Below are 24,517 nucleotides of genomic sequence, written 5' to 3'. Positions count from 1 at the left end.
CCATGAATGATATTCCATTAATACCTGTTTCAAGCGAAATGACACAAGTAGATATCGAAACTGTCATATGGAAAGCAATTGAGTACGGTGCTTCAGACATTTTAATAGACTGTAACTATCGAATCAGAATCGATGTAAACGGGCAAATCAGGGAAATCACTGATAAACAAATGCAACCTAACGCATGCCGTAATATTCTTGAATATATGCTCGGCACCAAAAAATCGCTGATTAACAATGTTAATGCAGCTACTCCTACGTTTTTTGCATTCGTTACCAAAAACCCCAATGATCAATCTCAGATTAGGAGTTTCCGCATTGCAGCTATTACCTCAAGGTCACTTGAATATGGAAAGACCTATAAGATGGTTGGTAGGTTGAACCCTAAAACACCAAAGGACGCAGAATCTTTGGGTATAGAGCCGGAGCTAGTCAATCTTGTAAAGCATAACCGTAAAGGTATTCTTATGTTTGTGGGAGGGGTAGGCACAGGCAAAACAACTACTATGGCCGGAATTGTAACTTCAGTGCTAAAAACTCCCAGCCTTGGTAAGCATATCTTAGTTTTTGAGGACCCACCTGAAATTAATTATGAGGGAGTAAAGATTGCTCCTGGTAACAGTATTTCAGTTCATGAAGTAGGTTCAGTTGAAACAGACTCCGATGTTCAAAGTTTTAATCAAGGCCTTGAAGCTGCTCTTCGTCTTCGTCCAGATATCATCGTTCAGGGCGAAATACGAAGTAAAGAATCAATCGAAAACGCATTTAACGCTTCTAACACTGGCAACTTCTTGATGGCTACAATACATGCAAACTCTTGCGAGACAGCGATGAGCCGCATCTACAATATGATAGATGGAGAAAATAAGCTGGCTGTATTAGCTGGTTTTATTAGTCAACTCTCTGGCATTGTCGCTCAGATACTAGTTAGAACTCTCGACGGTGAAAGGATTGCTGTTAGAGAAACCCTATATCTAACTGAAGAAATCAGAGAAGAAATGCTGAAGTGTAAATCTGACACAGAGATATCTGTAGTAGTAAGAAGGCACCTAAAGGAACAAGAGCTTACCTTTTCTCAACAAATCGCAAACCTATATCACAACAGTGAAATTGGGCCAGAATATCTCCTTATGGAATCAGAATAATGGAATATAAACCGAAGCTGGATAGAAAAGCGGTACAAAATGCGATGAAAAGACCACTTTTCCTACTTATGGACGGGTCTACAATCGTCCCGGTTTTGACATTGCCAATAATGTTCAGCTGGAACTACCTTAAAGCCATGTGTGTTTTCTATGTATTAATGTCTTTAATCTCTCTTACCAAAAGGACACCATTAGAGTTTTTTATACACCTCCTGTCAAAATACAACCAAGGCAACAACTTGCCATATCGAAAAAACGAAATTTGGAAGCCAGATAACCGATAAGAAATTGTTCTTATTCGTAGGTTACCTTACAGCTTCGTTTATTGTTTGTTATCCGAAAATGACGTATATTTATCAAAATAATAGGGGTTACTATGATGAAATTAAGATTAATTTTACCTTTACTCGTGATGAGTAGCGCGCAAGCGGGGGTTGTATTTACTGAATACGAGTCAGATACAGCTTATGGTTTAAACGACATCCAATCTAAAGTCGGTTACCAAAATAAATTACCTGCTCACGAAATACTGAATGCTTTAGCACCAGCTGGTTGGCGGGTAAATATTGGACCAGGCATCTCTTCCCACCAATTAGCCTGGGTACCTTCACCTAATTGGCGCAGTGCTGTTGCTAAGATACAGGAACTAAATTCCGGTATTTATATTGTTCTAAATGAACAAGAACGAGTGTTGGCTGCATCCAAAAATCGTGAACACCTTACGTACCTTCAGACACGAACACCAAAACTCTGGACATTAGACCCTAAACTGTCACTTAAAGAGAACTTTGAGGTTTGGAATACAAAGTCCAATATCGACATTATTTGGGGCTCTAAATACGACTTCCCTGTTAAATCACGTTCGGTATTGATTGGTGACCTAACAGGAAGAGACGGAGTCTTAGATAGAGTGCTTAAGGAGACGTTAAAAACAAAAGAACCATTGTGGATTAGTTACAGCCCTGAAATTGGTGCTGCTCATATCCTAAAAGGCGGTTCTACTGAAAAAGGGACTTACCAGTAATGAACAACACATTGAAACTTAAAGCTCTCACACTAACCATTATCGCGCTTGTCAGTGGTTGTAGTACTCCTGGTAAAGATGCCAATAGAGTTGCGACAGCACAGGCAGACGCTGCCACTGAGACGATTCAAAAACACAGACTTAAACCCGGTATAGATCAGAGCGTCTACAGCGAAGACAATAATTACGTTATTCTTGGGGAACCTTTCAAGTTAAAAGAAAGGCAAGACCTTCCAGAGATTTTTCTTACCCCGAGTAAATTCATGTCATATCGCTCTAAACCCCTTAGCGACACGATTGACTATTTGAACAATAAGTATGCCTCGTATGGGGTTTACATTAGCTTTACTAGCGACGCTATCAAGTATCTTAACCAAGACTCTGGAAGTTCCAAAGCAAGCGGTGGTACAAGTGATTCTACTGGTGATGATTTAGACGTTTCGGCACTTTATACAGATACGAACAAAGGGTCACTATTAGATGGCGCAAAAGTGTCTATTTCCCTGAACTTTGAAAAGCACGTTGCTTTAAAGCAAGTGTTGGATGCTATCGCAGCAAAAACCAACCTATGGTGGAAATACCAATCTGATGGTCGTGTATCCTTTTACCGACAAGAAACTAGACACTTTCGGATCGACCAATATGCTGGTAGTACAACTTTAAAATCAAGTATCAATTCGTCTACTAGCGGTGGTCAGCAAGGCGAGGGGACAAGCTCTCAAACTTCGAGTTCTCACTCATATTCATTTGACCGTGACCTAGGGAAACCAATGGACCAACTCCTCAAGGGGATTAAATCCATTGCTTCTGAAGATGCAAAAGTAGAAGTGTTACCTGCACTAAGTATGGTTGCTGTAACTGACACACCTCGAAAGCTGCGAATTGTTGAGAACTTTATTGATGAGTCAAATTCTACTGCTGGAAAGATGATCAGGCTCGATATAGAGCTATGGGAACTGATCACTACAGACGAATCAAATTACGGCATTGAGCAATCTATTAAATACGCTAAGAATGACTTCGAACTTAAAATCGATGGAGTTCCAGTTGGTGATGCAGCTAAGTTAGGTGGTTTAGGGCTGAGTATCGGTGATGGTAGCTTCAAAGGCACTGAAATGGCATTGAAGGCTCTTCAGGGGACTAAATCTCTTTCGCTTAAAAAGTCAATTACGACAACTGTACCAAACAATGATGTTATTCCAGTCCAGTTCGTAAATGAAAAGAAATATGCGGATAAAATCGACCAAAGTGTATCTGGTGATGTTGTAACACAATCTGCAAGCACAGATACAACAACAAACGGTATTGTTTTCTTAGCTTCACCACGTGTTAACTCAGATGGAACAATTGCTGTCCGTATCGTAACTGATGTAAGTACCTTAAATGCAATTGACCCACTAGAAGTTGGTAATACACAACTTCAACTAACAGACAGAACTGTTACTGCCATGGTTAGCGCTAGAAATATCCGTTCAGGCGAAACAATGGTTATGACTGGGTTCGAGCAAGTGATTGACAATGGCCAAAACCAGTCAGTTCTAGGCGATTTGCTATGGATGTTTGGTGGCAATGACTCTAATGCTAAAACACGCTCAGTGATGCTAGTAATTATCACGCCTCATATCGAAAAAGTTTAACCCAATTAGGTCCTTTTATGCAGTCACTAGAAGAACTTGGATTTGATAGGCACTACATCGGTTTAGATTGGTACGAGGTTTCAGAATCCGATAAGACCATCCATATCAAAAATCTGGTTAACAAATACGACGCTACAAATGCAGTAATTGTTGAAGGGTCAACAATTGATGATGCACCAAAATCAACAATCGGTTTCGCTCAAAGCATAACGACAAAATACTACAGCGCGGCGGCAATCGTCGCTCGCGCTATTTGTGTCGATCACCCGAATGCTTTCTTCATACAAAAGCTACCATCCGGTAAATATTGGTATCTTTTGGTAATTGATAAGTGCCCAGCTGGTGGTGAGAATGATTTGGTATTTGAAACGGTGGAAGAAGTTATCCAACAGATCTTCGACCATTATCAAATGTACGATCTTCATCACGTAAAATTACGCTATGTAGTCCCTAATGAGATAACAGAAAATATCTCAGAACTATTTGAAGAGTCACGTTCAGAGTACCAACAGCACTCATATGACGTCATATGTGAAGCTGTACCTAATGAAAAGTTCGCTCAAATTCAAACAATTGAGCAGCTACTCAACACAAACCCTCTATCAAAGATAAAACCATCCCACATCGTATTTGTGGCTCTTGGAATTATATTTTTGATAGGTGTGCAGATATTTAAATCTAACTCCAAGCAAGAGTATGTAATTCCTGACATAGATTCAATGGTGAAGAAAGCATCAAGCAGTACTCTAGCTAAGCAAGCTGAAAACGATTTGAATCATAAAAAAATCGAGAGAATAGACAAGGCAAATGCAACTAAAGAGGAAGCAAAATGGCTTACTCAACGTTTAACCGCATCAGATCCTAAAAAGGTCATTTTGAACCTTAAAGCCTATATTAACTCTCTTCCTGTTGATGTTGGTGGATGGTTCCCAATGACTGTCGATCTCGTTACCAAAGGAATCATTACTAGAGACTCATCAACAGTAGACAAACCAGCAGACCAAGAGTTTTTTCATGAGACGACCGTTTTGTGGAAAAACGGAGGGACAACGGTTGCCAATTTTAGAGACAACATCGAATTCGATGGAACTATCACTTATTCACTCTCTGGAGAAGAGATTACTACGTCTCAAATAGTACCGCTTCCTAAACCAGACCATTATTTTGATGAAAGTGACGCTTTTATCTTCATAAAGGAAACTCACGGCCACTACCTAGACTTACTAACCTTCATTCAGCAACAAGCAGAGAAGACACATGGAAGACTGTACGGAGCGATTTCAGCAAACCGCAAAACAGAAAGGGAGATCCCTTTTAAAAACGAAACATATTCCACTGAAGTAAGAAACCCACAAATAGATTACACCGTTGTGAATGTACAACTTTCGTTAAGTGGGTTTGGTTGGGCATTTAACTATTTGGACCAACTAGCTAACGATATCGACAAATTTAAAAGCATGATTATACAGAGCATTTCGATAAATCTGGAAACAGAAGAGATCGTTCTTAAGATGCAGTACATACACGAAAGTAGCATTCTTAATCAACAAGACAAAGAGGTTTCATTACGTGAAAATTAATACTATTACCCTATGCATCGCGACCCAATTGTTGAGCTTTACAACTTTTGCAAATGATCAATCCGGGCAGACTTACCAAGACATCCAAAAACAACGAAGCCTCTCTATAGAGGAAAACAAATCACTCTCGCAAAATGAGTTGATACGAGCCCAAAAAGAGCATGCTAATAAGATGTTAATGCTTGACAATCAGTATCAGCAGCTTTTGATAGAAAATAACAAATTACTAAACGGTGGGTCTGAACCGAAAAAAGAGAAGGCATCGGATGAAGAGCGTTTAGCAAAATTCCAGGAGGAGACTAGGACAAAACGTAGAGCTCAACGAGAAGCTGAAGTTAATGCTCTGCTAAACGAAATGGAAAAACAAATCTTCGTTACAGATATTTATGAGATAGCTGGTCAGTTGAAAGGTGAGTTTTGGCATAAGGGGGCTATCCAAACTTTAAAAGAAGGGGAGAGCTTTGGGGACTGGTATGTAGATTCACTGTCATTTCAAGGCGCTGTAGTCATGCCTTTCGATTATTCAACTCACAAAATGGACAAATCAAGAGCACGACATATCACGGTTAAAACCTCTGACGAAGCAATTGACCGCTTTAAGAAAGCGCAAACATTCCGAGACCGTATTATCGAGCAGAAGATTGGGGAGCTTTCAGAATCAAGTATGTTTGGAGCCCCGGCGCCTACATTAATTAATGACTCTCCCTCTCAAGGTTTAATGTTCAAGTGAGAATTTCATGACTAGTACTAACTTAGCAGAGTATAGACCTGCAACCAGCATTGTAGAATCCAGCGCAAACGAATACGACATTTTGTCAGATTCAATTTCTGGTGATTTAATAAAGTACTTTGGTAGTCGTAGTAGCTCTAGTTCACACTTCTTTAACGACTTAACATACGACACTAGAGAACAACTTCCTTGGGCCTTAGGTGGTATCATTGACAAGCACAAAGTGTTACATCCAGCTTATGGTAAAAAATTCCTTATTTCGGATGGCCATATTCAAGGTGTGGAAGAAGGATACAACTACCTTACCGTATTAATGACAGAAGACTTTTCAAAGTCAATCACACAAGTTCGAGCGACTATCAGAGATGATTTGGGATATACCGATCATACTCATACAAAAGTCATTAATCTTAAGTGCTCAGAAGACCTAATCCTATTACTTGCTGATGTCATCTTCATGGGCTCTGAAGAAAACCAATCTAAAGATGATGAGGGCAGAAGTTTTAAAGCGATCACTGCGTCTGTTTTAGAATCACACCCTGCAACGTCAGACATTCACTTTGAAGTATCTAATATACCTGGCAACACGTTAGTACGTATACGTGTAGATGGCGATTTAATTGATTTCAAAGAATATACATACGATAGGCTTTACGAGACTGTTGATGTTGCTTACAACATCATCGGTGGGGATGAAGCATCCGGCTCTAGCATCCAAGGTAATAACCTAAGCTGGAAAGAACCTCAATCTGGTAAATTTATCTACACGTATAACGATACTCAAATTGAAATGCGTGTTGAATTTGCACCAAGAGAAACTGAGGGCGGTGGAGATCTAGTATGCAGGATTACCAGTAAAGGGGAGAAATCCTCTATAAGAAAGCTAGATAAAGCTGGATATCACCCAGTTCAAACGCTGTTGATTAAAAAACACTCCAGTAAAAAACAAGGAAATATACTGTTTGCTGGTGTTACAGGTTCTGGTAAGACCCAGTCCATGTATTCAGTTATCGATTACTTACAAGACCTGTACAAATCTACTCGGAAGTTTGTTACTGCCGAAAACCCTATCGAGATGAACTTAGAGGGCGTTTCACAAGTTAACTTAGAAGATAACTCTAGCGCTTCTGATAATGAAATGAACACATTAACCAAGCAGTTTGAACGAATTTCCGAAAGCTTCATGCGACTAGACCCAGATATCATGGGTACAGGAGAAATACGTTGCTACAATTCAGCAAAATTTGCAATTGAATCTGCCCGAACTGGCCATGTATGTTTCTCAACAATACATGCCGCATCTTCTTGTGATGTACCAGGTCGCTTGGACGGTTTCGGTGTAGCTAGATCAGTCTATCAATCATCAAACACCCTAACTGTCATCATTGCTCAGTCTTTAGTACGAACCGTGTGCCCGTCCTGTAGTCGAAGTTATGATGAGCTTCCGAATAACTCTCCATTAGTTTATTCATTAATACAAAGCTTATCTTCCCTAGAGTTACTTGAGTACCTGCCGAACATACGTTTCGCAAAGCAAGGTGGGTGTAAAGAGTGTAATTATTCTGTAGATGGCCGTGTTGGACGAACACCTGTAGCTGAAGTCTTGGCGCCAGATCAAACAATCAGAAACCTATGGGCTAAAAACGAAGATGATTTGGCTAAAGCTCATTGGCTAAACACTGGTGGTTTTACTAAGTTAGAGCACGCGATTTATAAAATGTGCAAAGGGATATTGGACCCTGAGATGATAGAACGTGAAATCGATCAACTTGCGGTCTCTCGATTGGTTCGTGAAGAGCTAAATGTTTCTCTCTACCACCCAGAGGTTTAATTAATGGAAAACGATATTAACCAAAAATTGCTCAAAATAAAGAGTCAATACCTTAGTGATGACTTCATTGATACCTTAAAGCTAAAGTCTACAAACTATCGTGTGGGCTCAAAGAGAAAGTCTCAACTTCTAGAGAAAATTGCATCACGTTTAGCAGATGGTGATTCCATCTTAAATGTATTGGACTCCCTCTATGAGGCCTATAAATCCCAACAACCAAAATCTCCAGAAACAAAATTTGTGAAATACCTGGCTGACCGGTATAGGTACAAACCAGTTATCTCTTATATGCTCGCTCCATTCTTTGATAAAACTACGATTGGTGTTGCCTACGCAATTGAGAAAAAAACAGCTGCCTATAAGGTAATACGTATTTGTGTCAGTCAGCTGCAGCGTAAACAACAGATGAGGGGGGCTGGTTTTTTAGGGATAGTCGGTCCTATCATAGGTGTTGGTTTAATCATGCTTATTTGTAGCCTTGCTCATTTATACATCTATGCAGTGTTGTTCAAAGGACTAAATATAAAACCAACTCCAATGATGAGTTTTGCAAGAGAGTTTACAAAAACTGTATACGAGATAAGCCCATTTGTTACTGCATTTCTTGTAATTTACGGAGTATGGGTAGTTTGGAGTTTACCCAATCAAATACATCGGAGATTAACTAAATTACCACCTTGGAATGTTGTTGACGCGATTAACTCTGCTATAACTCTGCAAACATTCAACGCCCTTTTGAAAGTGGGGATGCCTTCTTCAGAGGCACTAAAGCTGGTAGGTTCCCACTCAACGCCATATGTAAAACATTGGTGTCAAAAAATGCGTCTAAGCATGATTGGAGGAAAGAGTGAGGGGCAAGCTCTCGCTTGTGATTTCTTTAGTAGAGAACCAAGAATTGAGATTGAGTCATATGCTACAACCTCAGACTTTACAAATAAACTAGACGATATCACCGAAGAAGTATTTGCTAACACTGAAACGCTCGTGAAAAAGCTTACGACAGGGATCATGCTAGGCTGCATGATGGCTGTGTTAAGTGTAAACGCGATAGTAGGTCTCTCCATTTCTACAATTGGCCAAAACCTTAATTAACCTTGATAGTTCTATTAACAAGTTGTAACACTGATATTCCACTTGATTGATATATATCAATCATGTATAAAATCCAATAGCTTTTAACAAGGAAAAATAGCTATGTTATTCAAACCTAAACGTAATAATCCAAATAAACTTAACCGTATTCACGCAAAGCGACGTGGTGTATTTCTATCTACAGAACTCCAGCTTGTTTTGGCATTCTTGGGGGTAATGGTTGTTGGTTATGCAACTACCATGGGAGACTCCGGGGCTGAAAAACTTGTCGATGATGCAGAGAAAGCTTTACTACAAGCTTCAGACGAACTTAGACGAACAGTCGGTGGTTTCGGTTCTTACGCATCTGTTGACAATACAGATTGTTACGACAAGAACATCTGGCCATCCAGTTGGTTAAGTGCAACTCAAGATGAATTTACAACTCCATTCTCTGACAACGGTTTGACCTGTGGAAGCGTTGATACTGCTACTAACCGTGATGGCATTACGTCCACAGGTACAGGGAAGTTCTACACTTTCACATTCTCTAACGTAGAAACAGATCAGTGCAACCTCCTGGTTGGCCGTGTATTCCAAAATTTCGTTGAGATCCAGGTTGAAGGTACGCGAATTGATGGCAATGACACTCTTAAAACACAGTGTGCATCTGGCGATGAAGTAGCAATCACATTCATCAACCGTTAATCATTATTACTAAGAGTGGCCAATATGCTGCCTAGAACCTCAATCAAAAGACAAAGAGGCTTTTTCCTTCAACTTGGCATATTGGCCTCTACTGTCGCTTTAAGTATCATCATGTCCACTTACCTCATGATGAAAAGTGATCAATACGAATCTCAAGTAGACCAACTTCAAGGGCAGCGTATAGCAACGCTGCTTCATGCTATCAAGAATGCCTCAAGACAAAGTGGCGCATTAGCCCAATGGAATCAGCCGGGCCAACCCTTCCAAAACGGTGCTGAGCACATTGGAACAATGTGGTTGAAGCCAAACACCTGTGGTGGTACCCAAACATCTGAGTTCCTATTCTGTGACTTCGAAGATTCCCCTAGAATTGGGGATAACATGCAATACAAAACTGAAGTTACAAATGATGGAACCCAGGTCGAACTCAAATTAACTGTCTCAAATACTGCTGAAACTCGGGGATTTGACTTCTCTGGTGAAAACGGAGTCAAACGTTCATGTACTATAGCCCGGATTGCTGGTGGAGGTTTGGCAAACCTAAATTCAGGCACCTCTATCTCGCAAGTGGATTGCGACTTTGATACAGGTATCATTACTATGGATATCACTTGGGGCACAAGCTTCTCTGATGACCTGAGTATCCATGGTACAAACTCACCGTTAGCTACAATCGACTGGAATGGACAGGATGTCGATAATATGGACCGCCTTGAAGTATCTAGCATTGTGGACCGAGAAAACCCTGTATTTAGACTCGATTTGAATGGAACCAGCAACCTCAACAACATCAACGTCAATTCCATAGACGCGAACTCCGGAACTATTGACACGTTACGCTCCAATTCGGCAAACTTAACTAGTGTTCGCGGCACTGACCTTGATTACGATAACGCTGACATTGATCGTGCTGATATTAATAGAGCTGACATCAATAACGGCGATATAAATACAGCTAGTATAGGCTCAGCAACAATAGACCAAGCTACAGTACGGAATAGAATCAACCAAACCAATTCATCGCAAATGAATAATTTCGCAGGGGGCTTGGCAATCGGTACTGGTTCAAACATATCAACTCTCGAGAATGGCTCTCTTTATGTCCCTGGAGCCGTTGTTGATTTCAATGACCCCTCAATGTTTTTTGACCCAAATGGCGTTTCTCGAACAAGAGACATTCGTTTGACATCGAGAGGGGGTGTAGCTCTCTCAAACCTAACAAGTAAATATGTTCACCAAGGTTCCGCTACAATAAACGGAGTTGGTGCAATTAAAGGTGTAAATTGTGGTGATGGTGCAGGTTATGCGGCAAATAGAATTGTTGTAGACTGGCAAGATAGTAAGCGTTACCACTCAGCGAACGGTGTAGTCGTATCTGACTATTCATTAAACCGAATCGGTGTTACAAAAAATGCATCTGGCTCACAATTTCTTGTCCGCCTTTACTCGTATAATTTCAAAACTAAACTTTGGGAAACACCTAGAGAAAACCGAGCACTAGCAACTATCTATTGCTATTACCCTTAAATATCTTCCCTTCCAGGGCATACCAAACTATAATATATTATAGACTAAGCTTAAGGTATGCCCTATGAACCTACTTCTTGCTATCTTCTTTGGAATTCTTCGTACTCCGGCTCTACTTTTTTATGTAACTACAGGAGTCGTTCACTACGTAATGGGCAAGCTCGTAAGGACGGTCCTAATCCCTTTATCATACGTAACAGAGAAACTCCTTAAACCCAATCACTATCTAATCGGCCTTGGTGGCCTTCTAATACTATACAAAGGATATGAGTATCTACGTGCTATAGCAGTTTCAATTGCTGATACAGAAGTGTTTCTATATATGCCCGTTTGGTTACTAAGTTATCTTGAGTTTAGTGATGTACCATTTGATAGGCTAGGCTTGCCGGGTGCACAAAGACCACTTACAGAATCAATGTTAGATTTCGAGCAGGTATTGTTTGGTAAATTCGATGTAATTGATTTGTACTTGGTCTGGTGGTGGTTCTTTTTAGGGAGTCAACTAGGGCTTTACATCTACTATGCAGTAAACAGGCTTTTGAAGACAATGAACCTCGATTAAGACAATGAAAAAAGAGCCATTATCTGAATTAGTCTGAATGCAATCTGTGAGTTTCTTTATCTCGATGTGACTAGGTCTGACAGGTTGCCCTTAATCAGTTCTTTCCAATAGTTTGCTAGAGATTGATCAATCTTTATTGTCATTTCCACAGTGTTTCTGGTACCAATACGCCTCAAAAATGATCAAACCTTTGCTTTTTACAGTCTAAGAATCGCTTGAAAAGGCACATTTCCGATCAAAGTCTATTGTCCTCCGATAGTAATGACTTTCTTAATTTTTGCAGTAATAGTTTGCATAAATTGCAGAATTAACGACATAAAACCTATATGTGCTAATTCTATTACCAGTGCGTACAACATCTAGTGTTTCAATGGTTTTTTTGTCAACTTATCTTGCAAAACTATGCTGACTTATCCTGCAATTTTTCGCGTAGGCCATTGATACTCTGATTGAGCTTATGCGAACTTAGTCTGCAAACAGCATTTCTAATGTTCTCTATAGCTTGAGTGCTATACATAACCATATTTTCCCCTTGGTTGTTATACAGTTCCAATCTTCTTGATTTTAAAGTGTGGATTAGTTGCCAGCTTTTTATCTAGTCGAGGTGCTAACCACTCTTTAAACGCTTTTTTCCGTTCAGCTTTTCTAACATCTTCCACAGCAAATACTTTGTATTTTGCTTGTTTTTTTGGCTCGCCAAGCCACTTCTTGATAGCTGAATCAGTCCACAATCGTTCTGTTTTTAGTCGAGTTACCGTAATCCAGTTTTTCGACCACTCAACAAAACGCTTTCGCTCTTTGAGAGCTCGAATCTCTTGTTGGCTTTTAACCCAATTGGGATCGACTGCAAACTGCTTGTGGCCGATAAACCTACCGCGAGGCTTAGGCATCCTTCTCCCCCTACGACTGGTTAGATGGTTCACGGACTTTGAAGCCGTTTGGTCTAGTTAGTGAAACGGCATCACCAACCCTAGATACATTCCATGTTTCAATTAAGTTAACTTGGTCGTTTATAACTCGCACTTGGATGTTTTCTGTTTCAGGACCTATTTTGATGCAATTATTGCCTCCCACTGATTGAGAGTACCCAAACAACCAATTTACGGACTCGTAGGGGCACTCTTCGAATCCATGAACATAACCAATTTCACTATCATCAATCTGTAGCTCAGCTACAGGTGAGATGTAGATAGTAATATCAGCCATTTGCTCACTGACCATTTCGTTATAATCATCTACAAGGTCACAAGCACTCAAAAGAGGCAGTGCGATAGCTAATGTTAATATGCTTTTCAATTTCATCATTTCCCTTTAATGTTTTCAGCTCATCTACGTGGCGTTCTTCACGATAAACACGAGATCATGGCCCTTATACATCAATCAATGCTTTCAACAAATCCCTCTATTAGCTCGGATGTATTCGATTGCGCACCACCAGCGAATCCAGTTGAGCTATTTAATGAAGGTAAGATTTCTTTTATAAGGTTCAATATTGACAGTCGAGTTAAAGTGTAGGAGGTCATATCTTTAACTCTTTTTGCTTCCATCTCCTGGGCGGGATTATTGATCTCCATTTCCTTATTGGCCGTTTTTATTTTCTCTTTTAACAGCCCTAGTTGCTTGATCTTAGAAAACTTTAATTCGTTATTAACAGTAAACCCTAAAGTGGCGTTCCATTCGCAAGATAGTTGAAGTGGGCGCTTTTGCGCTAGTAAATTAGCATTGATTTCATCTGACTCAATATCCTGGTTACTGTATCTCACCTTGTTCGCACCGTTCGCTCTATTCTCAAATGCAATATCACCATTTTTAATTGCCAACGTAGGCGGTAACTCCAGGCTGCTAAGCCAACTAGTAAATACACTCGAAACATCATTATTAACTGTTAGCGGGCTCGCAGGAAATGTTTTGAATGTAAGCCTGAATAAATCAATAATCGCTTCAACTTCTTTTTTTCCACTTGAACCGATAAAAAGAAACTTTAGCTCAGTATTAAACCAAACAATGATATCTTTGAAACGTGTAAGCGATTTCGGTATAAGAAGGTTTTCACACATTTCACGTAAATTCTTGACATCTTGTGAAGAAACCTTGGCATTTACTCCCCATGTCCTGGGGGAATCTTGTGCAAGCTGAATCATTTTCTGCCTGACAGCTTCATCCAATGTACTAGATGCAACAGACCTAAAGCGCTTTTCTATACGAAAAATATAATCGTTTTCCAGCTTAATGTAAGGTTTATTTGATTGCAGTAACTCAGCCCAGCCATATTTAGTCTTAATCGCACCAGTCAAAGGTTTAGCCTTCAACCTTTCAAACATTTCAGAGTGCAGATTTGGCTCCAAGTTGAAGTCTTCAGGTAACTTGTAAATCACAAAGGTTTTAAACATTATTTACCTCGGCTTTATTGGAAAGTGGCAGTAACCGCATAGGATCTTTTTTGATGGCAACTAAAAATGAATACACAGAACCAAAGCGATTGGTGTCATATTGCCAATATAAATGCAGGTAATGAAAATAGATAAAGGAAGTAAATGCACTTAGCAAGGTCAAATACATGGATGTCATTAGGTAACTAAATTGAACCTCCGAGGTTACTATCGTTACAATAATGAATTTGGCAACACTGTTTACAGCAAAGAAGCAAAAAGCCAATACAAAAAATAGCGTTAGCCAAATAGACAGCTGTAGGTTTCTGGCTTTGCCTTCAACCTGTTCATCATTCATGTCGAAACCAGCTTTAACAACCTCATCAAAAGGTACAAGATTGAAGTGTACGGGGGTCTCCATGAACGGAACCATTTTCATATGGGCCGGGACAGCTCTAACAAGTTCCATGTACGTAGTTGGCTTCTCTTCGGTACGCTGAATGGTTAAATCATACCGTCCATCTTCCCCTTTTTTTAAAATCAAACGGTTCGCTGATTCAGAGGCAGTCAACTGAGGTAGATGAGGGTTAATTTCAAGCATATCGTTTGCTAGCTGCTCATTGGAATCACTGGGACGCTCCTCGTGTTTTAGAACCAACAAACGATTTCTGTCTTTCTGCAAATCAGGAATACCTCCATTAGCCTCTGAAAGCACACTCGATTCAACCAAGCTATAACCATGTTTCAGTAGATACTCTCTATTGACTTCGGTGTATGAGTCTAGATAAGGCAGGGACGTTAAAGGGTCAAAAGATTGCTGATAATCTCTTGCAGACTTTATTTCATTAAGTAGGCCTCCAGGGAGCCTGTATTCATTATGAATACTCTCCAGTGCTCTATCTATAGGGGTTATATGAACCCACTCAGTCCAAAACCTCAGTCTAAACATATTCCATGTCCAATCATTAGGTTTTTTGCTTGTAGCGCTTTTAAAAACAGTTGAAAGTATCATAGATTACATAGTCCTATTTGCTTGCACTTGGTGGTCGTTCAGACTTTTCACCATTTCCTTTGGTGCCATTTCCGTTATTACCACTGCCATTATTTTCATTGCCTTGCTGATCCTGTTGAGGTTGTTGTTTCTGAAGTGAACCATTAAAAGCATCAGACATTTTGTTGAAGGTACCATTGGTTGCTGATAGGTACTGTTCAGAATCACCAAATTGACCAATAGCATCCGTAGCAACCCAAGACATTAAATTGTTGGCTAATAAGTTCGGAGCTTTCAGACAATAAGTAAGTAAACCAAATAGAACGATAGGATATCCTCCTGTAAGCATAACTAAATCAAAAAGGTCCCAAGAGGAAGGTAGATTAACTCCAATTGACTTCCACCAAACGCTATTAAGGAAAGCTAAGCTGAGGTTACACATTGCAAACCCCAGCATTAGTCCAATTACATGAAGAGTCGGCCTCAGGAATATTGCTCCGTAGAGAGCGGCCATTCTTAGACCATGAACAGCCATTAGCCCTTCACCTGCAGCAGAAGCTAATAAAGCACTGCCCAGGGCAATGCCTGCCAGAGCTTCGGCACAAATGATGAAAAAAGCGGTAACAACAAATAGGAATGTAATTATTGGCACCATGGGCAATACATTTCCTAATATAAAAGCACCTAGAAGGCTTGATACAACCAATGGGGCTACTGTTTTAACGAAGAAGGCCAAAGGTATAGCGAATGGAGCTGACAAAGCAGAACTCTCGAGGGCACCTTTGATTACATCTGCGCCTTCAGTTGCCAATACAACGATGTACCAAATGTTCTTAAGCGCTTCACCTAACGTAGATAATAACGCCAAAGCATTTGTAGACCCTGTAACGTCGAATAGAGCTCCATCATAGTCAATGCCGCTCATCCCTGGCGTTTCTATTGCAGATGCCAGATTACCATTATAATTACCAAGGCTTAGAGCTGAGCTTAATATTCCGGAAGCAACAGATACTATTGCAGACTCGTTGCCAGTCGCCGCTGCTTTTGCGTTTTCATTTGTCGAGTGAACGGCCATTAGTGCGGACCAGTTATTCAACTTCTGCGCCTCAGGCCAATCTGATTTTATGTCTCCACTCATTGCAAGTTGTTCAGTTAAGTTCCAAGTGAACTTTGGAAAATTGCTTGCCAGCCAATACGTCTTACATTCGTTTGCTTCATCTATTTCATCATCAAGAGAGGAATCGAAAAGGTTTATACTTGGAATCCATGAGAATACAGAACGGCAGAAACTAGTTCTTTCAGGTATATTTGTACTCATTACATTGTCTAATGAAAAACCTACTCCAGATGAAGCTAATTGCATCATTCCATTCATACGGCTAAACGCTAGAGGAGCCATCATCCAGCCCCCTTCTGTTAACTCTTCGACCAGCGAGGATGAGCCTGATATGCTGATATTCGCTTTAGAACTACCGCAGCGACTTGCTTCATATTGACCCTGCCAAGACTGAGATAACTCCCCCATATAACCGCGCTCTACAACTTTAGACTTACACATTGCTAAATCAACGTGCGCTTTGAATAGGTTTTCAGCTAACTCTTTAGAGCCTAATTCATTGAGTAAATATTCACGATAATAAGAGTCATCACTTCTTCGCATTGCCGTTACATATTTTGATAAATCTGCGTTCTTCAGCCGCGATAACATACTCGATACAAGCGTGTGTAATTCTGACATGAAAGTGAACGTAGCCTCTGTACCATAGTAGTTCGAGTAATATGCAAGCTTTTGCTCCACTGATGAGCTAGCAGTAGGTTTACGGGCGAAATCAAACCTGATTGAACCACAGGCTCCTCCACGAAATTCTAAAATAGCGCCAGTATTTTCAGCCCCATTCTTTCCTATAGGCTCATCGACATAATTAAGAGAAGAAGACCCGCTTGAATTAGGGTACATTGAGCTGATTCGTGAAAATGATGGAAATGAGTCGGTTGGGAATATGCTAGATGTCCCATTTGAATTAATCGATTTTAAAGTGAATTTTCTATCATTTGAGCTTTCAAACAACTCAGCACAAGAAAGCATAGAAACCATAGTTTCTCCAACTGAGAACACTTCTCCTACATTCGTAGACGCTATTTGCGCTCCAGTATGATTCACATAATCATTTACTCCAGCTTTCCAGGATACATCAGCTGCTCCCGCACCATGGACGATTACATACATCCCAGAAGCTTGTCCTACCGATACAAAAGAACCAGCAGCATGAATCATAGGTGCCAATGACCCCAACGCTATTGCAATTCTTAATGGAACGTATGGTGACATTTTCCCAAAGACATGACCTGTAGCAGCAGCATTCATCATGATGTGACCAGAGTTATATATGACATTTATTGATCCATAGAGTAGGGCTAAGAAATTGAGCCCCCCCAACATGACCATTAAAGGCGTCAATGTCGCTTCTACACTCTGATTACCAAAAAGGTGATGTACCCAACCACCGAATAAAATTGCTAAAAAGTTTGTTGTCGACCCTGTCTGAACATGAGCCTCTATACAAGTAAGAGTAAAATCTGCACAAGTTGCCATAGGGGACCTCAGTTCATGGTTGCAGCTGTGATAGTGTTGCTCAGTGATTGATAGAAGAAATCGATGTACACAAGGAAAATTCCGAACCCCATATGAACAACAATATGACTAAACTTAATTTGTCCTGACATCTGTGGATTGGCTAAGAGAGTTATTCCCATCACACCTCTGAAGTAAGATATAACTCCGTAAATAGACATGACCGCAAAACAAGCTCGTATAGCAATAGAACGAGTTTGCATCCCCGTTCCTACGGTAGAAACATTGACTAGGTTAGTAGCTCGCTGACTTATGTCATCAAACATTGCCGCTGAATAGGGAGTGCTAAAGTCTAATCCTGAACCATGCCAAAATAGACTCCCCCAAGCAGCTATTCCTTCTCCAAATTTCCACATAAATGCTGAAGCGATAAAAACTGCCATTATCAATTTAGGTGAGGGAGGGCTTCCATACATTTGACTCACCATGGGGGACGACGTTCTTATCCTCATGAGGGAAAGCCATAAAAAGACACCATGGACAAATAGATATAAACCCAGCCCCTGAGCTACTAAGATTATTCCATCAACTAAAATGACAAATTCATGCGTCAGAAACCGCTCTAGAACGTCAGTGACCTCTACAGCCATAATTAGTATTTCCTTGCATTTCCAGCTATTTCATTTAGCAGTTGAGTTTGTAAGCCTAAATTGAATTCGCTTGATAGCTGGGAATCCAGTATATGACCCAGCAGAGCAAGGACCCTTGCATCAATTTGAGCGTTCATTCTTTGGACTTGTTCCACAGTGGTAAAATTAGCCTTGCAAGCTTGACCAGCTGGCGTGTTTAACCAATCATCCATTTCACGCTGGGTATTTACCATTGCGGCTTTACGTGAATAACAAGACTTGTCACCACCATTTCCGTAGAGCTTTATTTGCTCAGGAGAGTTATAGAAATCAATATCAGCCTTTATTTGCTCAAGAATAGATTGAATAGGGCGCCCATTTTCATCACGAGGGTTGGTGAGCCCGTTAACTCTAAGAGCTGTATTAAATCCAGCTGTTGTTCTTAGATGACGTTTAAGCCATCGGTTGTAAGCCATCTTTGCATCTGCACCCGAGCTTTCATTGATAACTTGGTTATTCTCACCGCGGGGCATTTTATTTATTTCACCGGAGCTAAAAAGTACTTTAAGCATAGTGTCAGTGCGCTCTTTCTCATCAGTCGATTTGGAGTAGCCACCTTCACCCATGCCGGGTAAAACACCTTTTATATTTAATAAATCGAGTTCAACAGTATCTCCATGCGTAACGCCCTCTAAAAGTGATACAGACTCATCTGCTAATGATTGCAGCCCTGTTTCACATCTATCTCCTTCACATTCAATTTCATCTGAAAGCTGCACAGCAAAATCAAGGCTATTTGTCTGGGCTTCGCAATAAAAGTCATCTGTAGCTTCATAAAGTGCAGACACCGCTGCTATGCCATCACACATCAATGGTGAGGGTTCCATCTTTGCTTGAAGCTCAAGGTTAGAAGTTTCCGAAACACTGTTAGAAATGGCCTGTGTTGATGCGAGTTCGCGCATCGTATCTTGAGATGCTTTCCATTCCTCCATTAGTTCTGTCATTGTCATTTCAGAAATCTTTAACCCCTTTTCTTCAGCCCATAACATCGCATCTTGAGCACTTTGGCTGATTATCTGACCTAAGCCTGTTGGGTCTGTACAGATTACGGCGTTTGCTTTCCCTGGCAATAAGACCGCGAGGGATAAACTTAATAACGTTTTCTTAAACATTAGCGTGCTCTCTATAAATCAAACCCACCAATATCAAATGATAGGTCTTGAGTTGGTTGAGACGGTGAGTTTCCATCATTTGATGGTTTAGATGGAGTTGCTTCGTTGAATAGTTCGGAGAAGTCGAGTTCAGGCACTTGTGTATGTTCAATAGAATGACCAGTCTTCAACGCCCTATCCGTATTCAATGCGTATTCTGAAACACCAATTTGCAGACACATATGTTCAAACTTTGCATCGTTTAGTCCAACCTCGCGATTCGAGGCAGGGTGGTTTCTTAAGATATGCATTTGTGGGTCGACCAATGGGCCGATAATTGAGTTATTGAATTTCATTTCAACCTCTAATAGACTCGAAACTAATGTCATATTACAATAAAAAACAACATCAGCAAAACCCAAAAGTCACCTATGATTAGACTAACGTTCGATAAAAAATGGATAGATGAATACTGGCAAGAGGTTGAGCCAAAAGTAATGAGCAGCATTTCATCCTTTGAGGCCAGAGAAAGCTGGGTTGTTGAGGATCAGTCTCCATCATTAAGAGAACTTAATCGCATTGCTGAAAACCTACCTCAATTAGCAAATTTCCCATTGAATCAGGATGTGCAAGAGCAAGCCGATCGATTACTCGTAATCTTGGGGTGCTTACCGCTAAAAACGTCTTTAGCTGCTTTTGGTTGGCTGGGGGCTTTCAGTCAAAACGATCACAAATGGAATTACATCGTCTCTATCCACGCGAACCAAACTCTATCGAGTCAAAGGATAGAAAACCGAAACCGGTATAAGTTTGCCAAAATTCTTCACACAAGATTAAACCTCTTCAATTTTCTAATCGAATTCGACAAGCAATATTTGAGTGACGATGCAACTCGATTGGCACTGGCAACTCACAAAAGATTAATTCAGGAGAATACTAAGGATGGATAATAATAAAATTATTCGTTTTGCACTTCTAGCTTCAGTCATTGCAACTGTCACTCCCTTTAAGAGTGAAGCAGCAAGGGTATGTCGACAAAAAGTCTCATTGCCAGCACCTTCAGCTGGTATATGTGACGTAGATACTAGCAATCCTAAGATGGGAAACCCATTTGCTTATATAGACCCGACACAAGGGTGTGATTTCTCTTTTAGTTTGCCAGGTCTACCTTCGTTTAGCCTCGATGGTTTACAAGGAGCTCTATGCGATACCATTCAGGATATTGGGCAGCAAGGCATTGACGACGCACTTGGCCCTGTACTTGATGCGATTCCAGATAGTGTAGACCTCGACCTAGATAATTTGATGGAAGGCATCTTCGATGATCAAATTGAGATGCAAAGTAAGTTTTGCCCTGTCTATGACGACAAGGGAAAACTGGTTTCGTACGAATGTGCGTCTGATGGGAATGGTGGCGGTGACATTATAGACATAGAAGACCCTGATCATGGAGACAGAGAATGTTATACACAAAATGGAATTACATACTGTAAGGATGATGAAGGAGAGGTAACTGAACCAGACCCAGAACCTTATGACCCTGAGAAAGACCCAACTTTGCCAATATGCTCAGAGTTAGACAGTTTCTTTGACTCTGAAGGTAACTTAATACCTTGTAGAAACGGTACAAGCAGACAAGCCGTTTACCCTCAATCTGAACAAAACCTTCCTAGTTCATCAAGAGATACCAACCAATCTACCAAACCAAAATGGGATGTGAAAAAAGGGTGGTAATGTGAATTTAATACTTGTTGAAAGCAGCCTTAAATCGAAGCAAGTTAACTTGGCTCTAGGTGCACTAGGTATTCAAGAAGAGTTTACTTGCGGATTTACTATGGGGAGAGTTTTCGATTTTAAGGTCGGAGACCCTTCTCTAAAGTGGTCCCCAAGGAACTCTGACGTATACCAGTATATGTCTACTCAAATTCAACGCTCAGACAATGTTATCGCTATGACAGATGCTGACGAACAAGGAGAGTACATCGCCTACCAATTGCAAACCATAGCAAATCAATATGGTCGTTCACTTGTGAAAGCCGATCTGAGTGAGTTATCACCTTTAGGCATAAAAACAGCACTGAGTAAGGTTAGGCCAATAAACCTAGACGTTGTAGCACAAGCACATACAGAACGACTATTAAATCTTAAAGTAGCCAATTATGGTATCAATCAGGGTATTGGACCAACGAGTATTCATAAGTTAATGGTTGCAAGCCATTTAATGGATACACCTACTCTTAATGTAGCTACATTCTTAGATGATGAAAGTTCCGTTAAAGCCCTAACTTACAACACTTCTCTAAAGTCAGCCGAGTCTGAATTAGTTGAAGTTCCAACGAAACCGCCATCAACCTTAAACATCTACCAGAACGTAGCAATACACTACGATACGCCTGTCTGTGATATCGCAAATAATCTTCAAGACTTATATCAATCTGGAAAGCTTTCATACGGGCGTGTGACCGAGAATTATTGGTATCCAAGTGCAGAGAACTCCGTAGAAGATACCCTAAGCGAGCTTTGTGTAGCTATAGACATGGAAAGATTTGCGGCATTAACAGAAAGAAACCAAGCCCACTCAGCTATTTATGTCGTTGATCATCGTTCCGTGTACAGCAAACATTCAGAAGTAGAAATGGTAACTGAATTTACAAAAAGTGCTTTGGGCTTGAGCGATAAAAAGACGTATCTAGCTGATGCTGGTGGACCTATTTTGTCAACTGAAGAACTAGTTCAGCCTGGTTTAAAACGCAGCTCCCCAGATATCCAGATCTTACAAAGCTTAAATGAACTTGGCCTATATAAGCCTTCTACCAGCCCAACTCTTTGTAGTTCCCTTAGCTCAGCTTTTTACATTAACTCACAACTGAACAAAGAAGCTCTAAAGTTTCAGTTTTCTATCACTAAGCGTCTTTTCCCTTCTCTCTTAGAACATATAGAGATGCGTCAAAATCCAATCACCCAACAAGTAAACCATAAAGTAGATGGGACGGAACTAACTATCACTAACAACATGGCCAACACCTTGTTTGATAATTTAACGATGAGTAGGTAATCATGATCAAATTCCATAAAAAGAAAGGTTTAGCACTATCATTAATGGCCTTAGCCAGTTTCTACGCTTTTGCTGAGTATAAAACTGATAAAGCACCTATAAAAAGTAATCCGACAAGTGAGGTTTATGTTAGTGGATCGAGTACTTTGCCAATTGAACACCTCGTTGAAGAAAAAATGAGTGTAACCACATACAAAATAATTAAAATCATGGAAGACACTAACCTTTATGCCGCCTTCACAAATAAAGGGACATTCATTGTTGATAGCGATGTTAACTTTGCAATTAAGGGGAAAATGATTGATCTGTCCAATGGCGATAACATCCTTGGTCGTATATTCGGCGCACATAAGGATGAGATACAGTCAATAATCACCAAAGAGAAGGCAATAGTTGCTTTCACCGATAGCAGTCATAAAGCTTCAGTCAAATTGAGCGACACCAAGCCCAAGCCTCAACCAATTCCAGCTGAACCTTCTGAACATAACACCAACTTAAACAGCTCTCATGAAGAAAAGATTAACGAGATTTTACGTAAATCTCCAGGAGTTCAGGCGTTAATCAAAAGAAAGTTGGCCATGGAGGCGAAACAAGAACAGCTTGAGCATCAAGAAAGTTCTGATTCTAGCAAACAACAACCCGTAACCCAGTCATCTATTCCAAGCGTAAGCTCCGAAAAAACATCTAACACAATCATGGATGAATTAAAGAACATCGAGCCTCATATGCGTCAAAAGTTAGGACCTACATACGCTCCGATGCTTCTTCCAGCAATAGATGATGATAGCTTTATTGTTTATGAAAATGATGCAGATGTCCCTTATAAGGGAACTTTGACAGTTGCTACCGATTTTAGTTGTCCAGTATGTAAACAGCTACATACTCTAATTCCTTCTTTAAATGCTGAGGGTGTAAAGGTACGTTACATGCCTTATCCTAGAAAACGGATTATTGATTACCCATTCGAGAATAACTTTACAGTCGATCAGTATATATATCGTACTCACCAAGAGCCCCTTAATAGCTTTGGTGAGTTAGTGCTTAATGGATACTGCTCTGATGATAATAAAGCCGCTTACAATGAACTCTTTTCAACTAAGAGCTTAAGAGACTTTCCAAGTAACATTTCGAAGAGTTGTGAAACTAAAATGAGGGAATTCAAGATTTTGGGCGATTTAATGTTCGCAGGTGGAACTCCCTACCTAGTTTGGGGAGACGAAGACACTCCAGCAAGTGAAAGGGGTTATATTCGCGGAGTTATGAGAAGTGATAGAACAATTTTCGATCTACTAAAACGAAAGGAAAGTTAGTAACTAGATAATAACTTTAGATATCATCCCAAACCCTGAAACTTTATTTGGCCCATCTTGGGCCAAATTTTTATTCAATATAATAAAAGTCTAATCTATGGGAGTTACTACTATTGCATCCGCATCATCAGATTCATGATTACCGTCATATGGCACTAGAGTAATTAGAGAGGCAGATTCTAACTTGTTATCAACGCTTGCTGTAACAGGTAGGCACATATGAAGTTGACGATTCTCACTCTTTGTCATGTTATGAACCCCTCTGCGAGATCGTTCAGAAACAATCACCTCCGTTTCGACTTCATAATGCAATTGCAATTCGTGACTACTTGATAAAGAGAGTGGTGTTGGTTCTACTTTGAACCCGGTAAACTCAATTTTCTTTACAGCATCCCAAACTTCACCTAGTGGCCAACCTAAATAGTGGTTGTGTTTTGAATCAATAGAATAAGCAATCATAGAAGACATACTCCTTGAAAGTCCTATTCTACCTTCCGACACTTCTTTAATTTCTAGGCTGAAGATAGAGTATAGCTCTATGTCTGCTCGCCCACTAACTGCAGCAATCCAGGCTGCATTTCCCTCATAGTCACCCATTTTACACCATTGTTTTTAATTGATGAAT

The 24,517-nt window shown here is 40.3% G+C and carries 23 protein-coding genes; 14 read left to right on the top strand and 9 right to left on the bottom strand.

Annotated elements, in window-relative coordinates; genetic code table 11:
• Window positions 1-2: 2 nt before the first annotated feature.
• From R7P36_RS15920 to R7P36_RS15875, 10 genes are all read left to right on the top strand, one after another.
• Window positions 3-1,145: an ATPase, T2SS/T4P/T4SS family gene (locus R7P36_RS15920; protein ID WP_025634117.1), complete on the top strand. Its 1,143-nt coding sequence runs from the start codon at window positions 3-5 to the stop codon at window positions 1,143-1,145.
• Window positions 1,146-1,521: 376 nt separating this feature from the next.
• Window positions 1,522-2,169, top strand: coding sequence for a hypothetical protein (locus R7P36_RS15915; protein ID WP_025634121.1), 648 nt, complete (start codon window positions 1,522-1,524; stop codon window positions 2,167-2,169).
• Complete coding sequence (locus tag R7P36_RS15910; RefSeq protein WP_025634122.1) at window positions 2,169-3,806, top strand: hypothetical protein; 1,638 nt, start codon at window positions 2,169-2,171, stop codon at window positions 3,804-3,806. The genes R7P36_RS15915 and R7P36_RS15910 overlap by 1 nt, the downstream gene beginning before the upstream one ends.
• Before the next feature lie 17 nt (window positions 3,807-3,823).
• Window positions 3,824-5,386, top strand: a complete 1,563-nt coding sequence (locus R7P36_RS15905) for a hypothetical protein (RefSeq protein WP_025767022.1) — start codon at window positions 3,824-3,826, stop codon at window positions 5,384-5,386.
• Window positions 5,376-6,116, top strand: a complete 741-nt coding sequence (locus R7P36_RS15900) for a hypothetical protein (protein ID WP_069489435.1) — start codon at window positions 5,376-5,378, stop codon at window positions 6,114-6,116. Before R7P36_RS15905 ends, R7P36_RS15900 begins: the two co-directional genes overlap by 11 nt.
• Window positions 6,117-6,123: 7 nt before the next feature.
• On the top strand, window positions 6,124-7,947 hold the full coding sequence (locus tag R7P36_RS15895; protein WP_025767020.1) for a GspE/PulE family protein: 1,824 nt from the start codon (window positions 6,124-6,126) through the stop codon (window positions 7,945-7,947).
• 3 nt (window positions 7,948-7,950) lie between these two features.
• Window positions 7,951-9,039, top strand: a complete 1,089-nt coding sequence (locus tag R7P36_RS15890; protein ID WP_025767019.1) for a hypothetical protein — start codon at window positions 7,951-7,953, stop codon at window positions 9,037-9,039.
• A gap of 102 nt (window positions 9,040-9,141) precedes the next feature.
• Window positions 9,142-9,726, top strand: coding sequence for a hypothetical protein (locus R7P36_RS15885; protein ID WP_025767018.1), 585 nt, complete (start codon window positions 9,142-9,144; stop codon window positions 9,724-9,726).
• 111 nt (window positions 9,727-9,837) lie between these two features.
• A complete protein-coding gene (locus tag R7P36_RS15880; RefSeq protein ID WP_148299813.1) occupies window positions 9,838-11,253 on the top strand; it encodes a hypothetical protein in 1,416 nt (471 codons plus the stop codon).
• 64 nt (window positions 11,254-11,317) lie between these two features.
• Entirely contained in the window at window positions 11,318-11,815 is a 498-nt protein-coding gene (locus R7P36_RS15875; protein ID WP_025634132.1) for a hypothetical protein, read from the top strand.
• 539 nt (window positions 11,816-12,354) lie between these two features.
• On the opposite strand, the gene R7P36_RS15870 is transcribed toward R7P36_RS15875, so the two are convergent.
• From R7P36_RS15870 to R7P36_RS15835, 8 genes are all read right to left on the bottom strand, one after another.
• Window positions 12,355-12,705, bottom strand: coding sequence for a hypothetical protein (locus R7P36_RS15870; protein WP_042776347.1), 351 nt, complete (start codon window positions 12,703-12,705; stop codon window positions 12,355-12,357).
• A 10-nt stretch (window positions 12,706-12,715) separates the two neighbouring features.
• A complete protein-coding gene (locus tag R7P36_RS15865; RefSeq protein ID WP_213899640.1) occupies window positions 12,716-13,111 on the bottom strand; it encodes a hypothetical protein in 396 nt (131 codons plus the stop codon).
• Window positions 13,112-13,191: 80 nt separating this feature from the next.
• Entirely contained in the window at window positions 13,192-14,205 is a 1,014-nt protein-coding gene (gene rdgC, locus R7P36_RS15860) for a recombination-associated protein RdgC (protein WP_025767016.1), read from the bottom strand.
• Window positions 14,198-15,196, bottom strand: coding sequence for a hypothetical protein (locus R7P36_RS15855; protein WP_083123145.1), 999 nt, complete (start codon window positions 15,194-15,196; stop codon window positions 14,198-14,200). The genes rdgC and R7P36_RS15855 overlap by 8 nt, the downstream gene beginning before the upstream one ends.
• Before the next feature lie 13 nt (window positions 15,197-15,209).
• Window positions 15,210-17,768 carry a DotA/TraY family protein gene (locus R7P36_RS15850; RefSeq protein WP_086484014.1) on the bottom strand — a complete coding sequence of 853 codons (2,559 nt, stop codon included), beginning with the start codon at window positions 17,766-17,768 and terminating at the stop codon, window positions 15,210-15,212.
• 8 nt (window positions 17,769-17,776) lie between these two features.
• Window positions 17,777-18,397 carry a hypothetical protein gene (locus R7P36_RS15845; protein WP_025767013.1) on the bottom strand — a complete coding sequence of 207 codons (621 nt, stop codon included), beginning with the start codon at window positions 18,395-18,397 and terminating at the stop codon, window positions 17,777-17,779.
• Between the two features lie 2 nt (window positions 18,398-18,399).
• A complete protein-coding gene (locus R7P36_RS15840) occupies window positions 18,400-19,548 on the bottom strand; it encodes a hypothetical protein (RefSeq protein WP_025767012.1) in 1,149 nt (382 codons plus the stop codon).
• Window positions 19,549-19,559: 11 nt separating this feature from the next.
• On the bottom strand, window positions 19,560-19,883 hold the full coding sequence (locus R7P36_RS15835) for a hypothetical protein (RefSeq protein WP_025634145.1): 324 nt from the start codon (window positions 19,881-19,883) through the stop codon (window positions 19,560-19,562).
• A gap of 75 nt (window positions 19,884-19,958) precedes the next feature.
• On the opposite strand from R7P36_RS15835, the gene R7P36_RS15830 reads away from it, so the two are divergent.
• The 4 genes from R7P36_RS15830 to R7P36_RS15815 are packed head-to-tail and all read left to right on the top strand — an operon-like array spanning window position 19,959 to window position 23,892.
• Window positions 19,959-20,477 (top strand): hypothetical protein, encoded by a 519-nt coding sequence (locus tag R7P36_RS15830; RefSeq protein WP_025767011.1) that lies wholly within the window; start codon window positions 19,959-19,961, stop codon window positions 20,475-20,477.
• Complete coding sequence (locus tag R7P36_RS15825) at window positions 20,470-21,261, top strand: hypothetical protein (protein ID WP_025634147.1); 792 nt, start codon at window positions 20,470-20,472, stop codon at window positions 21,259-21,261. The genes R7P36_RS15830 and R7P36_RS15825 overlap by 8 nt, the downstream gene beginning before the upstream one ends.
• A 1-nt stretch (window position 21,262) precedes the next feature.
• Window positions 21,263-22,582, top strand: coding sequence for a toprim domain-containing protein (locus R7P36_RS15820; protein ID WP_213899638.1), 1,320 nt, complete (start codon window positions 21,263-21,265; stop codon window positions 22,580-22,582).
• A 2-nt stretch (window positions 22,583-22,584) separates the two neighbouring features.
• Window positions 22,585-23,892: a hypothetical protein gene (locus R7P36_RS15815; protein ID WP_025767009.1), complete on the top strand. Its 1,308-nt coding sequence runs from the start codon at window positions 22,585-22,587 to the stop codon at window positions 23,890-23,892.
• Between the two features lie 90 nt (window positions 23,893-23,982).
• Here R7P36_RS15815 and R7P36_RS15810 read toward each other — a convergent pair whose 3' ends face one another.
• Complete coding sequence (locus R7P36_RS15810; RefSeq protein WP_318122228.1) at window positions 23,983-24,489, bottom strand: hypothetical protein; 507 nt, start codon at window positions 24,487-24,489, stop codon at window positions 23,983-23,985.
• Between the last annotated feature and the right edge of the window lie 28 nt (window positions 24,490-24,517).

The organism is Vibrio sp. 397 (assembly GCF_033339395.1).
GTDB lineage: Bacteria > Pseudomonadota > Gammaproteobacteria > Enterobacterales > Vibrionaceae > Vibrio > Vibrio alginolyticus.
The sequence above is the reverse complement of the archived record's forward strand: the minus strand, read 5'-3'. Positions and strand labels throughout refer to the sequence as shown.